Origin of the sequence: Xenophilus sp. Marseille-Q4582, from assembly GCF_916700565.1 — a bacterium.
Lineage (GTDB): Bacteria > Pseudomonadota > Gammaproteobacteria > Burkholderiales > Burkholderiaceae_C > Xenophilus.
On record NZ_CAKAKO010000004.1, the window covers coordinates 882,259 to 895,823 of the forward strand.

At 70.5% G+C, this 13,565-nt stretch carries 11 protein-coding genes; 9 read left to right on the plus strand and 2 right to left on the minus strand.

Annotated features, from left to right (window positions below; genetic code table 11):
* Nucleotides 1–5: 5 nt before the first annotated feature.
* Nucleotides 6–458, minus strand: a complete 453-nt coding sequence (locus LG388_RS19620) for an SgcJ/EcaC family oxidoreductase (protein WP_225784354.1) — start codon at nucleotides 456–458, stop codon at nucleotides 6–8.
* A gap of 157 nt (nucleotides 459–615) precedes the next feature.
* On the opposite strand from LG388_RS19620, the gene LG388_RS19625 reads away from it, so the two are divergent.
* From LG388_RS19625 to LG388_RS19665, 9 genes are all read left to right on the plus strand, one after another.
* Entirely contained in the window at nucleotides 616–1,887 is a 1,272-nt protein-coding gene (locus LG388_RS19625) for a LysR family transcriptional regulator (protein WP_225784355.1), read from the plus strand.
* Nucleotides 1,888–1,987: 100 nt separating this feature from the next.
* Entirely contained in the window at nucleotides 1,988–3,034 is a 1,047-nt protein-coding gene (locus tag LG388_RS19630) for a PHB depolymerase family esterase (protein WP_225784356.1), read from the plus strand.
* A gap of 119 nt (nucleotides 3,035–3,153) precedes the next feature.
* On the plus strand, nucleotides 3,154–4,425 hold the full coding sequence (gene urtA, locus LG388_RS19635) for an urea ABC transporter substrate-binding protein (protein ID WP_225784357.1): 1,272 nt from the start codon (nucleotides 3,154–3,156) through the stop codon (nucleotides 4,423–4,425).
* A gap of 255 nt (nucleotides 4,426–4,680) precedes the next feature.
* Complete coding sequence (urtB, locus tag LG388_RS19640) at nucleotides 4,681–6,207, plus strand: urea ABC transporter permease subunit UrtB (protein ID WP_225784439.1); 1,527 nt, start codon at nucleotides 4,681–4,683, stop codon at nucleotides 6,205–6,207.
* Entirely contained in the window at nucleotides 6,204–7,451 is a 1,248-nt protein-coding gene (gene urtC / locus LG388_RS19645) for an urea ABC transporter permease subunit UrtC (RefSeq protein ID WP_225784358.1), read from the plus strand. The genes urtB and urtC overlap by 4 nt, the downstream gene beginning before the upstream one ends.
* On the plus strand, nucleotides 7,448–8,326 hold the full coding sequence (gene urtD / locus LG388_RS19650) for an urea ABC transporter ATP-binding protein UrtD (RefSeq protein ID WP_225784359.1): 879 nt from the start codon (nucleotides 7,448–7,450) through the stop codon (nucleotides 8,324–8,326). The genes urtC and urtD overlap by 4 nt, the downstream gene beginning before the upstream one ends.
* A gap of 633 nt (nucleotides 8,327–8,959) precedes the next feature.
* Nucleotides 8,960–9,664 carry an urea ABC transporter ATP-binding subunit UrtE gene (gene urtE / locus LG388_RS19655; protein WP_225784360.1) on the plus strand — a complete coding sequence of 235 codons (705 nt, stop codon included), beginning with the start codon at nucleotides 8,960–8,962 and terminating at the stop codon, nucleotides 9,662–9,664.
* A 133-nt stretch (nucleotides 9,665–9,797) separates the two neighbouring features.
* The gene (locus LG388_RS19660; protein ID WP_225784361.1) at nucleotides 9,798–10,223 is read left to right on the plus strand and encodes an HPF/RaiA family ribosome-associated protein; all 426 of its coding nucleotides are present in this window, start codon (nucleotides 9,798–9,800) and stop codon (nucleotides 10,221–10,223) included.
* An 8-nt stretch (nucleotides 10,224–10,231) separates the two neighbouring features.
* A complete protein-coding gene (locus tag LG388_RS19665) occupies nucleotides 10,232–12,442 on the plus strand; it encodes a hypothetical protein (RefSeq protein WP_225784440.1) in 2,211 nt (736 codons plus the stop codon).
* 70 nt (nucleotides 12,443–12,512) lie between these two features.
* On the opposite strand, the gene LG388_RS19670 is transcribed toward LG388_RS19665, so the two are convergent.
* Nucleotides 12,513–13,424: a LysR family transcriptional regulator gene (locus LG388_RS19670; RefSeq protein WP_225784362.1), complete on the minus strand. Its 912-nt coding sequence runs from the start codon at nucleotides 13,422–13,424 to the stop codon at nucleotides 12,513–12,515.
* Nucleotides 13,425–13,565 lie beyond the last annotated feature (141 nt).

Genomic DNA, 13,565 nt, shown 5'->3' on the forward strand with positions numbered 1-13,565 from the left:
GCCCCTCAGGCGCTGTGCAGCACGAAGCTCGCGTGCCGGCGCAGCAGCCGCCATTCACCCTGCGCGTCGCGGACCATCTCGTCGTCGAACTCGCCCACCAGCTGCCGCGCCTCGGCCCGGCGGCCGTACACCGGGTCGGCCTCCGGCGTGGCGCCGCTCCACAGCAGCACGTAGCTGCGCGCGCGGGCGCGGCCCCCGGCCTCCAGCGTCACCGCCACATTGGTGACCAGGTGGCGCGTGAGGCGGCCGGGCGCGCGCTGCGCATAGGCGGCCTGGATGGCGGCACGGCCTTCGAGCCGGCTGCCGTTGGGGCGCACCAGCACGGCGTCTTCGGCGAAAAGGGCGGCGAAGGCCGCCGCGTCGCCCGCGTCCACGTGGCGCACGCTGGTCTCGACGAGCGTCCGGCAGGCCAGCCGGTCGATCCAGGCGGCGGCGTCGGAAGTCGAAGTGGAAGTCATGGGAGCGGTCTCCGGAAGGGGCGGTTCAAGGGGCGGGCGATGCGCGGACAATTGTGGACGGCGCCCGGCCCTGGCCGGCGCCGCCGCTATCAAGATTGACGCCAGCGCATGCCGATTGTTTATGCCCGCGGCGCCCGGCCTGCGAGGGGCCAGCGCCATGCCTTCGCCCTTTGACCGGGACGCGTCGGCCGGCCTGGAACCGGCCGGCTTTCCGGCGCTGCTCTTGCACCTGCGCGGCCTGCGCGCGCTGCTGGCCGTGAGCGAGCACGGCACCACGGTGGGCGCCGCGCAGGCCGTGCACGTGTCGCAGCCCGCGGTGACGCGCGCCATCGGCCGGCTCGAAGACGCGTGCGGATGCCCGCTGTTCGAGCGCACCACGCGCGGCATGCGCGCCACGCCGCAGGGCGCGCGGATCGCCGCGCGTGCGCAAGCGCTCTTCGGCCACCTGCGCCAGGGCGCGCACGAGGCGCTGGCCATCGAATCGTCGCGCCAGCCGCGCGCGGCCAGCGCCGAGCGCTTTGCGCAGGCCCTGAGTTCCAGCCAGATCCGCGCCCTGCTGGCCGTGGCCGCTTCGGGCGGCGAATCCCGGGCGGCCGCGCACCTCGGCATTTCGCAGCCGGCGGTGCATGCCTCGCTGCAGGAGCTGGAGCACCTGCTGGCCGTGACGCTGTTCTACAAGCGCAGCTCCGGCACGCGGCTGACGCCGCCCGGCGAGGCGCTGCTGCTGCGCGTGAAGCAGGCGGTGGCCGAGTTGCGCGGCATGGACGGCGACCTGGCCGCCTGGCAGGGCGACGCGCGCGGCCAGCTCGTGATCGGCGTGCTGCCGCTGTCGGTGCCCATCTTCCTGCCGCCGGTGCTGCAGGCGTTCGCGGCGCGGCATCCTGCGGTGCAGGTGCGCATCATCGACGGCACCTACGAGACCCTGCTGCAGCACCTGCTGAGCGCGGACATCGACGCCATCGCCGGCGCGCTGCGCGCCCAGGCGCCATCGCCCGAAGTGCAGCAGCATGCGCTGTTCGACGACGACCTCGTCATCGTCGCGCACCGCGACCATCCCTGCCTGCGCCAGCCGGGCCTGGTGCTGCGCGACCTGCTGCAGTGGCCGTGGGTGACGCCGCTGGCGCACACGCCGGCCGAGCGGGTGCTGCACCAGGCCTTCGCGGCGCAGGGCCTTGCGCCGCCGGCGCGGCAGCTGTCGGCCAACAGCCCGCTGATGACGCTCGCCTTCGTCATGCAGTCGGGCCTGCTGGCCATCGCGTCGCGCGGCCAGGTGGCGCTCAACGACCACGGCGGGCAGTTGCGCGTGGTGCCGGTGGCGCTGCAGGGCACCAGCCGGCGCATCGGCATCGCCACCCGCAACAGCAGCATGCCTTCGCCCAATTTGCAGGCCTTCCTCGACCTCTGCAGTGCCACGGCGCCGCGGCCGTAGTCCGCCAGCGCGCGGGGTTGCCGCGCGGCCGGTTCCGCGCTGCCGCTGCCATCATTTCGTGAGAAGCTGCTAAGGTGCGCTGCTGCACTGCAACATTTCCATGCCCCGCCGCCGCCAAGCCTCTGCCTTCGCCGCGCTCAAGCCGCTGGCGAAGCTCTATCAGCGCCAGATGAAGGTGCTGACGAAGGCCACCGCGCGCGGCACGCAACAGGCGGGCGAGGCGGTGCGCAAGGCCACGCGCGGCGCAGGCCGGCCGCCGCCGGGGCCGGGCGACTGGCTGCAGGGGCTGGCGCTCGGGCCGGGCGGGCCGCGGCGCTTTTTCGTCTACCGCGCGCCGGGCCTGCAGGCCACGCCCGGCCGGCGCCTGCCTTTGCTGCTGATGCTGCACGGCTGCGGGCAGGACGCGCGGGACTTCGCCATCGGCACACGCATGAACCGCATCGCGGCGCGCGCCGGCTTTCTGGTGCTCTATGCGGAACAGGACCGCATGGCGCATGCCCAAGGCTGCTGGAACTGGTTCGCCACGCGCAGCGGGCGCGCGCAGGCGGAAGCGGCCACGCTGCTGGCCGCCGTCGACCAGGTCTGCCAGCTCTACGGCGCCGACCCGGCGCGCGTGGCCGTGGCGGGCCTGTCCGCCGGCGCAGGCATGGCGGCGCTGCTGGCCACGCAGTGGCCCAGCCGCTTCGCGGCCGTGGCCGTGCATTCGGGCGTGGGGCCGGGTGCCGCCGGTTCCACCGCCGCGGCGCTGCAGGCCATGCAGGGCTTGCGCGCGCCGCAGGTGCGGGCGCCGCATGCCTCGGTGGCGGCGGCGCTGCCGCCGCTTCTGGTGCTGCAGGGCGATGCCGACCGCGTGGTGGATGCGCGCAACGCCTTGGCGCTTTGCGAGGCCTGGGCGCTGGCGAGCGGGGCTACCTTGCAGCCGCCGCAATGGCGCCAGCGCGGCCAGCGCCGGCCCATGGTGTGGCAGGACTGGCGCCGGGGCCGGCAGCTGCAGGTGCGCTGCGTCACGGTGCAGGGCCTGGGCCATGCGTGGAGCGGCGGCAGCGCGCGCGGCAGCTACACCGATCCGCAGGGCCCCGACGCCTCCGCGCTCGTGGCGGCTTTCGCCGGCCGCGCCTTCGCGGCGCGCGAGCGCACGGCCGCCTGACGGGGCGGCGCCGCGCGCCGCATGTGCGCCGGCTCTGTACGCCAGCCGGCGTATTTGCGCCCGGGGGGCGCGCCCGCAGACTCCGCTCCATCGCTTCACAACCCTCTGGAGAAGACCGCATGACCCCCCGATTCGCGCTCCGCGCCCTGGCCGCCGCGGCCGCCCTGGCGACCCTGAGTTCGGCCCCCGCCCTGGCGCAGCAGACCATCAAGGTCGGCGTGCTGCATGCCCTGTCGGGCACCATGGCCATCTCCGAGACGGCGCTCAAGGACATGGCGCTGATGACCATCGACGAGATCAACGCCAAGGGCGGCGTGATGGGCAAGAAGCTGGAGCCCGTGGTGATCGACACCGCCTCCAACTGGCCCCTGGCGGCCGAGAAGGCCAAGCAGCTGATCGGCCAGGACAAGGTGGCCGTCACCTTCGGCTGCTGGACCTCGGTGTGCCGCAAGTCGGTGCTGCCGGTCTATGAGGAGAACAACGCGCTGCTGTTCTACCCCGTGCAGTACGAAGGCGAGGAGCTGTCCAAGAACGTGTTCTACACGGGCGCGGCGCCCAACCAGCAAGCCATTCCGGCCGTCGAATACCTGATGAGCGCCGACGGCGGCAGCGCCAAGCGCTTCGTGCTGCTGGGCACCGACTATGTGTATCCGCGCACCGCCAACAAGATCCTGCGCGCCTTCCTCAAGAGCAAGGGCGTGGCCGACAAGGACATCCTGGAAAGCTACACGCCCTTCGGCCACAGCGACTACCAGACCATCGTGGCCGACATCAAGAAGTTCTCGGCCGGCGGCAAGACGGCCGTGATCTCCACCATCAACGGCGACTCCAACGTGCCCTTCTACAAGGAGCTGGGCAATGCCGGCCTCAAGGCCACCGACGTGCCGGTGGTCGCCTTCAGCGTGGGCGAAGAGGAGCTGCGCGGGCTGGACCCGAAGCCGCTGGTGGGCCACCTGGCTTCGTGGAACTACTTCATGAGCGTGAAGAACCCGACCAACACGGCCTGGATCAAGCAGTGGAGCGACTATGCCAAGGCCAAGAAGCTGCCCGGCCAGTCCACCAAGCCGCTGACCAACGACCCGATGGAGGCGACCTACGTCGGCATCCACATGTGGAAGCAGGCCGTGGAAAAGGCCAAGTCGCTGGAGACCGACAAGGTGATCGCGGCCATGGCCGGCCAGACTTTCACGGCACCCAGCGGCTTCACGCTGACCATGGACGCCAAGAACCACCACCTGCACAAGCCGGTGCTGATCGGCGAGATCCGCCCCGACGGCCAGTTCAACGTGGTGTGGAAGACCAAGGCGCCCGTGAAGGCCCAGCCCTGGAGCCCCTTCATCGAAGGCAACAGCGCCAAGAAAGACGAGCCGGACGGCAAGACAAAACTTTGATTCCCCCCGTTTGGACGGCCTCACTGCGTGTGGCCGTCCGATACCCCCGGAGGGGGCGCACCCGGCGGCCTGGCAGAGCCAGTTCCGCGGGTGCCCTGAGGGCTTCGCCTCGCTGGCCGGCTGGTACGCGGCGGCGCCGCTCGGGCTCGATCCATGTCTGCGGATCGGGCCTTTCCTTTTCTTGCCGAGGATGACGTGAAGAACCTCCTGTACCGATGCCTGCTGGCCGCCTGCGCGCTGCTGTGCGCTGCGGCCATGCCGGCCCGGGCGCTGACGCCGGAGCAGGCGCTGGCCATGGCCAGCGGCGATTCGCGCTCGCGCATTGCCGCCATCAACGAGGCCGTGCTCGCTGCCGACGAGAAAGTCGCCACGCTGCTGCAGGCCCTGGCCGACGACGCCGTGAAGTACACCGAGACGCAGGTCTTCGTGATGAAGGACAGCGGCTACCGGGACGCGGTGACCGGCGCGCCGGCCGAGCCGCCGGCCGAGGCGGAAGACGTCATCAACAACAACCTCATGCGCGGCGCGATCGCCGCCGCGCAGGCGGCCCTGCAACTGAGCAGCCCCGACTGGGCCGAACGGGCCGCGGCCGCCGATGCGCTGTTCAAGGACCCCGACGCCTCGCGCCTGCCGCTGGTGGAAGCCGCCTTGAAGAAAGAGCAGGACGCGCGCGTGAAGGACAAGCTGGCGCTGGTGCGCGCCGCCTCGGCCCTCGAAAGCGAAGACGTGGCCACGCGCCTGGCCGCCGCCGAGGCGCTGGGCGAACAGCGCAGCCCGGCCACCAAGCTGCTGCTGAACAACCGGCTGGCCGAAGAGAGCAACGCGGGCGTCAAGGCTGCCATCCAGGCCTCCATCCAGCGCATCGACGCCACGCTGGTGTGGGGCGACCGCGTGAACGCCGTGTTCAGCGGCATCAGCCTGGGCTCGGTGCTGCTGCTGGCCGCGCTGGGCCTGGCCATCACCTACGGGCTGATGGGCGTCATCAACATGGCGCACGGCGAACTCATCATGATCGGCGCCTACGCCACGTACGTGGTGCAGGGCCTTTTCCAGCGCTTCTTTCCCGAGTCGATGTTCGGCTGGTACCTGGTCGCGGCCATGCCCGTGGCCTTCCTCGCCTCGGCGCTGATGGGTGCGGTGCTGGAGCGCGGCGTGATCCGCTTCCTCTACGGCCGTCCGCTGGAGACGCTGCTGGCCACCTGGGGCATCAGCCTCGTGCTGCAGCAGCTGGTGCGCTCGGTCTTCGGCGCGCAGAACGTGGGCGTGGAGAACCCGGCCTGGATGAGCGGCGGCCTGCAGCTGATGTCCAACGTCACGCTGCCGTGGAACCGCATCGGCATCATCCTTTTCGCCGGCGCGGTGCTGGCCGGCATGGCCTGGCTCATCGGCCGCACGCGCCTGGGCCTGTTCGTGCGCGGCGTCACGCAGAACCGCCCCATCGCCTCGTGCATGGGCGTGAACACGGCGCGCATCGACGCCTACGCCTTCGCGCTGGGCTCGGGCATCGCCGGCCTGGCCGGCTGCGCGCTGAGCCAGATCGGCAACGTCGGCCCCGACCTCGGCCAGAGCTACATCGTCGACAGCTTCATGGTGGTCGTGATGGGCGGCGTGGGCCAGCTGGCCGGCACGGTGTACGCGGCGCTGGGCCTGGGCGTGCTCAACAAGTTCATCGAAGGCTGGGCCGGCGCCGTGCTGGCCAAGATCGCCGTGCTGGTCTTCATCATCATCTTCATCCAGAAGCGCCCGCAGGGGATCTTCGCCATCAAGGGACGGGAAGCATGAGCCCCAACGCCTCTTCGGCCCCCGCCGTCACCCTGCCTGCCCGGGCCCCGCTGCTCACCGGCAAGGGCTGGACCGCTTTCTTCATGGCACTGATCGCCGTGTGCGCGCTGGCACCCGTGGCCAACCTGTGGGTGCCCGAGGCGAGCGTGTTCCACATGAGCGACTACACCGTCGCGCTGCTGGGGCGCATCATGTGCTACGCCATCTGCGCGCTGGCGATGGACCTGATCTGGGGCTACACCGGCATCCTGAGCCTGGGCCATGGCCTGTTCTTCGCGCTGGGCGGCTACATGATGGGCATGTACCTCATGCGCCAGATCGGCCGCGACGGCAACTACAAGAGCGACCTGCCGGACTTCATGGTCTTCCTGGACTGGAAGGAACTGCCCTGGCACTGGACCTTCTCGGACAGCTTCCTCGCCACGCTGGTGCTGATCGTCGCGGTGCCGGGCCTGGTGGCCTTCGTGTTCGGCTGGTTCGCGTTCCGCTCGCGCATCAAGGGCGTGTACTTCTCGATCATCACGCAGGCCCTGACCTTCGCGGCCATGCTGCTGTTCTTTCGCAACGAGACGGGCTTCGGCGGCAACAACGGCTTCACGGACTTCAAGCGCATCCTGGGCATCCCGATCGCCACGCAGGAAATGCGCATGTTCCTGTTCGCGCTCACGGGTTGCACGCTGCTGGCCTTCTTCCTGCTCGCCAAGTGGCTGGTGGGCAGCAAGTTCGGCCGCGTGCTGCAGGCCATCCGCGACGCCGAGTCGCGCACCATGTTCTGCGGCTACAACCCGCTGCCCTACAAGCTCACGATCTGGGTCATCTCCGCCATCATGTGCGGCGTGGCCGGTGCGCTGTACGTGCCGCAGGTGGGCATCATCAACCCCGGCGAGATGAGCGCGGCCAATTCCATCGAGATCGCGATCTGGGCCGCCGTGGGCGGGCGTGCGACGCTGGTCGGGCCCATCATCGGCGCGCTTCTGGTCAACGGCGCCAAGAGCTGGCTCACGGCCTTCGCGCCCGAGTACTGGCTGTACTTCCTGGGCGCGCTGTTCATCGCCGTGACGCTGTTCCTGCCCGATGGCATCGTCGGCCTGGTGCGCAAGTGGCTGCGCCGTGGCAAGCCCGAAGCTGCGCCGGCCCTGAGCGCCGGCCGCCGCGAAGCGCAGAAGTCACTGTCCACGGAGCAGGGCATGGAGCCGAGCGCGCTGGCGCCGCTCGCGACCGAGACGAAGGGAGCACGCGCATGACGCCCGACCTGATGGAAGCCGGCGCGCAGCGCTATGCGAAAGGGCAGAGCGGCAGCACCTCGGGCCTGACCGAATCGGGCGGCCGCACGGCCGGCTACGGCCGGCCCGCGCTGGCCGCCGGCGAAGTGGATGTGACGCACGGCCGCATCCTGTACCTGGAAGACGTGAGCGTGAGCTTCGACGGCTTCAAGGCCATCAACAAGCTGAACCTGGACATCGCGCCCGGCGAGCTGCGCTGCATCATTGGCCCCAACGGCGCCGGCAAGACCACGATGATGGACATCATCACGGGCAAGACCCGGCCCGACGAGGGCACGGTGTTCTTCGGCAGCACCATCGACCTGCTGCGCCACCGCGAGGCCGAAATCGCCCAGCTGGGCATCGGCCGCAAGTTCCAGAAGCCCACGGTGTTCGAGCAGCTCACGGTGTTCGAGAACCTGGAGCTGGCGCTGAAGACGCACAAGGGGGTGCGGCACTCGATGTTCTTCAGGCTCGACTCGGCGCAGGCCGACCGGCTGGCCGAGGTGCTGCACACCATCCATCTGCAGGGCAGCGTGACGCGCATGGCGGGCAACCTGAGCCACGGCCAGAAGCAGTGGCTGGAGATCGGCATGCTGCTGATGCAGGAGCCCAAGCTGCTGCTGCTCGACGAGCCCGTGGCCGGCATGACCGACGAGGAGACGGTGCGCACGGCCGAGCTGTTCCTCTCGCTCAAGGGCAGGCATTCGCTGATGGTGGTGGAGCACGACATGAGCTTCATCCGCACCATCTCCGAGATCGTCACCGTGCTGTGCGATGGCTCGGTGCTGGCGCAGGGCACGCTGGACGAGGTGCAGGCGGATGAACGGGTGATCGAGGTGTACCTTGGGCGCTGATCTTTGGATGCGCATCGGCTGTTTGCCGGCCGCGCGTGCGTGGCGTGACGGCGCGGCAGGGCCAGTGCCGCACCGCTCAGATGCCGCGGGTCGCTGCGCGACTGCCCTGCGCTGCTCGCAGCCGGCGGGGTCCGCGCAAACTCGCTTCGCTCAGACAATGCGCGGCCCTTTTTCCGCCGGCTGCTGCGCTGCTCGGCCGCGTCAATTCGCGGTGCGACACAGGCCCTGCCACGCGGTGGGAACGTGGGCTGGGCGCGGAGGCGGGTTCAATGCACCAAGCGTCCTGTGCGTCGACGCCGCTTGCGCCTCTTCGGCTCGCGGGCCGCAGTCCCGTTTTGCACCACGAAGCCTGTCGAAGGGCAGCGCGCGCAGCGCACGTCAGCGCCGCCGAGAAGCGCAGGGCGACCGGCCTGCACGCGCGAAGTCGCGCGTGCTTCGTCATCTGACTCATCGCGTCTGTCCGAGCGGAATGAACGCAGTGAATGCAGCGAGTTACGCGATGGGCCGGCCGTCCGAGCATCGCAGGGCAGCCGCGCAGCGGCCGGCGATGTCGGGCGATGTGCGCGCTGCCCTTCGGCAGGCGGCCCCTGCAGAAAGTTGTCTCCATCTCGCCAGCCATCCTGGAGCCCCGACATGCTGACCGTCAAGAACATCCACCAGTACTACGGCGGCTCGCACATCCTGCGGGACGTGAGCTTCGAGGCCCACCCCGGCCAGATCACCGTGCTGCTGGGCCGCAATGGCGTGGGCAAGACCACCTTGCTCAAGTCGCTGATGGGCCTGGTGCCCATCAAGAGCGGCAGCATCGAGCTCGACGGCCAGCCCATCCAGAAAAAGACGCCCTACGAGCGCGCCCGCGCCGGCATGGGCTTCGTGCCGCAAGGCCGCGAGATCTTCGCGCGCCTGACGGTGGAAGAGAACCTGCGCATGGGCCTGGCCTATCGCAGCGGCAGCACGCCCATTCCGCCCGAACTGTACGAGCTGTTTCCGGTGCTCAGGCAGATGCTGCACCGGCGCGGCGGCGACCTCTCGGGCGGCCAGCAGCAGCAACTGGCCATCGCGCGCGCCCTCGCGCCCGGCCCGCGGCTGCTGATCCTCGACGAGCCCACCGAAGGCATCCAGCCCAGCATCATCAAGGACATCGGCCGCGCGCTGCGCAGGCTGGCCACCGAAGGCTGGAAAGGCCAGAAGATGGCCATCGTGCTGTGCGAGCAGTACTATGACTTCGCCGAAGAACTGGCCGACCACTACCTCGTGATGGAGCGCGGCGAAGTCATCGCGCGCGGCGAAGGCAAGGACATGCAGGCCCAGGGCGTGCGGCAGCTCGTCGCCATCTGACGCGTTCCTGCGCCCGCCCACCCTGCGGCGGTGCGCGCCCGCGCCGAAAGGCATGTGGGATGTCCACCTACGCAGCGGCCGACTGGGCTCCGGCAACCTCGGCTTCCTGTTGAACTTGCAGGAAGAACCAGGCATGCAGATCCAGCTGAACACGAGCAATGGCATCGAGAACAAGGAATCGCTGGACCGGTGGGCCGACGACGAGCTGCGCCAGCAGCTGCAGCGCCATGCCGACGACCTGATCCGCATCGAGGTGCACCTGAGCGACGAGAACGGCCAGCGCGCGAGCGCCGCCGACAAGCGCTGCGTGATGGAGGCGCGCCTGGCCGGCCACGGCGCGCTGGCAGCCACGCACGACGCCGAGACCATCGACCAGGCCTTCCGCGGTGCGCTGGAAAAACTCAAGCGGCAGATCGAGCACAAGGTCGGCCGCACCGCCGATCACCGCGACCGGCGCACCATCCGCACCGCCGCCGACCCCGCCGAGGGCGCGCAGGGGGCGCCGGCCCCTGGCACTGACCAGGGCCCGGCCGGCGGCAGCAACGGCACGCCGGATTGAGCCGGATGATGGAGGCCGTGGACGCGGCCGCCGGGCGGCCTGGCCCGGCGGGCAGGCACCGCTGGCAGTTCGTGCGCACGGGCGGCGTGGACCAGGTGGTCTTTCGCAACGGCGAAGACATCGCCCGCCTGGGCGAGCTGGACCCGAAGCTGTGGGTGGCGCTGGCCTGCCCCACGCAGGGGCTGGAGTTCGACGCCCGCACGCTGGAGATGATCGACACCAACGGGGACGGACGCATCCGTCCGCCCGAGCTGATCGCGGCCTGCGAGTGGGCCGCACGCGAGCTGCGCGATCCCGACCTGCTGATGCAAGGCGGCGACACGCTCGCGGTGAGCGAGCTGACCGAGGGCAGTGTGCTTGCGGCCGAAGCGCGGCGGCTGCTGGAGATGCTGGGCAAGGGCGAAGCCGATGCGCTGACGCTCGAAGACCTCACGGGCCGCAGCCAGCTGCTGGCCGCCATGCGCTTCAACGGCGATGGCATCGTGACGGTCAAGACGGCGCACGACGCGCCCACGCAGGCCGCGATCCGCCACATCATCGACACACACGGCAGCGTGGCCGACCGCAACGGCGAGGCCGGCGTGGACCGCGCGCGGGCCGAGGCCTTCTACGCCGAAGTGCAGGCCCTGCGCGACTGGCAGGCCAGGGCCGTGGCCGACGGGCCCGCGATGCCCCTGGGTGCGCGCACGCTGGACGCGGCGCAGGCGCTGGACGCGGTGCACGACAAGGTCGAGGACTTCTTTGCGCGCTGCCGCGTGGCGGCCTTCGACATCCAGGCCGTGCAGGCGCTGAACCCGTCGCCGGCGGAATACGAGGCGCTGTCAGGCCCCGCCATCGACGCGTCGCTGCTCAAGGGCCTGCCGCTGGCGGCCGTCACGCCGGGCCGCACGCTGCCGCTCACGGGGAACGTGAACCCCGCCTGGAGCGCGGCGCTGGCGCGCCTGCACCGCGAGGCCGTGGTGCCGCTCCTGGGCCAGGCGGCGGACCGCCTCGGCGAAGACCAGTGGCAGCAGCTCAAGTCGCAGCTGGCCGCCTGCCGCGAATGGCTGCGCAGCCGGCCGGCCACGAAACTGGGCTCGCCCGACGCCGACGAGGTGGAGGCCTGGCTGGAAGCACGGCCGGCGGTGATGGCGCTGATCGGCGAAGACGAGGGCGTGGAGGCGCACAACCTGCGCATCGTCGACCTGGAGCGGCTGCTGCGCTACAAGCGCGATCTGCTCACGCTGCTGCACAACTTCGTTTCGTTCAAGGCTTTCTACCACCGCGAGGGCGCCATCTTCCAGGCCGGCACGCTGTACCTGGACGGCCGCAGCTGCGACCTGACGGTGCATGTGGAGGACGCCAAGAAGCACGCGATGCTCGCCGGCCTGGCCAAGACCTGCCTGGCCTACTGCGACTGCACGCGCGAGGGCCAGAAGATGGGCATCGTCGCCGCCTTTACGGCGGGCGACGTCGACTTCCTCTTCGTGGGCCGCAACGGCGTGTTCTACGACCGCCAGGGCCGCGACTGGGACGCGAGCATCACCAAGCTGATCGAGAACCCGACCAGCGTGGCGCAGGCCTTCTTCTCGCCGTACAAGAAGTTCGTGCGCATGATCGAGGAACAGGTGGCCAAGCGCGCCGCCGCGAGCGAGGCCACGGCGCAAAGCTCGCTCAGTTCGATGGCCACCACGATCACCACGGCCGATCAGGCGGGCACGGCGGCCGTCAAACCTGGCGTCACGCCCAAACCGGCGGCCAAGGTCGATGTGGGCACGGTGGCGGCCATCGGTGTGGCCTTGGGCAGCATCAGCGCCGTGCTGGTGGGCATCTTCGCCAAGTTCATCGACCTGGGGGCGTGGATTCCGATCGCCGTCGCGGGCATCGTCATCGCGATCTCGGGGCCGAGCATGCTGATCGCCTGGCTCAAGCTGCGCCAGCGCAGCCTGGGGCCGATCCTCGACGCCAGCGGCTGGGCCATCAACGGGCGCATGAAGGTCAATGTGCGGCTGGGCGCGTCGCTGTCGAAGGTGGCCCACGTGCCGGCCCGCGCCCGGCGCTACGCGCGCGACCCGTATGCCGAGCGCAGCGGCCTGGCCGGCGCTGCCGCCGCGGTGGCGCTGGTGGGCGCCGTGGCCGTGCTGGCCTGGCGCATGGGCTGGCTCGATGCGCAGTTGCCGCCCGCGCTGCAGCGGGCGCCGACAGCCGCGCAGCCGGTGCCGGCGCCGCCGGGGGCCTGAGCTTCAGGGCCGCGTCCGCACGGGCCCGCCCCGCCCGCAGGCGGACGTCCCGCGCAGCGCGCGCGGCGCGCTACATCGCCGGCATGGCATGGGCCACTTCCGCGATCTGCGCGCGCACCCAGCGCACGCCGGGGTCTTCGTCGCGGTAGCGGTGCCACTGCAGCACTTCGGTCAGGCGCGGGGCGTCGAAGGGCGGCTCCAGCAGGCGCAGCGGCATGGCCTGCACGAACTGGTGCGCCAGCCGGGTCTGGATGGTGGCGATGCGCTCGGTGCCCACGACGAAGCGCGGCATCAGCAGGAAGCCGTGGGCCACCACCTCGATGCGGCGCGAACCGTGCTGGTTGGCGTACCACTGCTCGAACCACGGGTTGCTGCCCTGTTCCTCCTGGTAGACCACATGGCCCAGGGCACGGTAGTCCTCGGCCGAGATGCGCGCGCCCAGGCGGGTGTTCTGCTGGCAGGCGATGACGTGGTAGGTGTCGTCGAACAGCACCTCCTGCGGATGCTCGGCCAGGGTCAGGTGGGCCGGCGTGACGAGGAAGTCCACGCGTCCCTTGTCCAGGTCCTCGGCCATGCCCGCGTAGGTGGGCCGCACGTCGAAGCTCAGGCGCGGCGCGGCGCGGGCAATGCGCCGCAGCACTTCGGTCAGCAGCACCTGCGACACATAGTCGGACGCGATGATGCGGAACTTGCGCTCGGCCTCGGCCGGCGCGAACTCGGGCTTCACGCCCAGCGTAGCGTCCACCTGCAGCAGGATGTCGCGCACGGGTGCGATCAGGCTTTCGGCGCGCGGCGAGAGCTGCATCGTGCGCCCGACCTGCACCAGCAGCGGGTCGCCGAAATAGTCGCGCAGCCGCGCGAGCACGCCGCTCATGGCCGACTGCGTCATGTGCATGCGCTCGGCTGCGCGCGTCACGTTGCGCTCGGTCAGCAGGGCGTCCAGGGCGCTCAACAGGTTGAGGTCGATGCGCTGGTACCGCATGCAGGCTCTCCTTGTGAATGGGCGGCGATGTTGGAGGCTGCCTTCGCGCCCAGGTATCGGCCGCGGCGATGGCAGGCATCGGAAGAATCGGTTGGTGCGCAGGGCACCCGGTCCCTAAGCTGCGCGCTCTTCCTTGTCCCG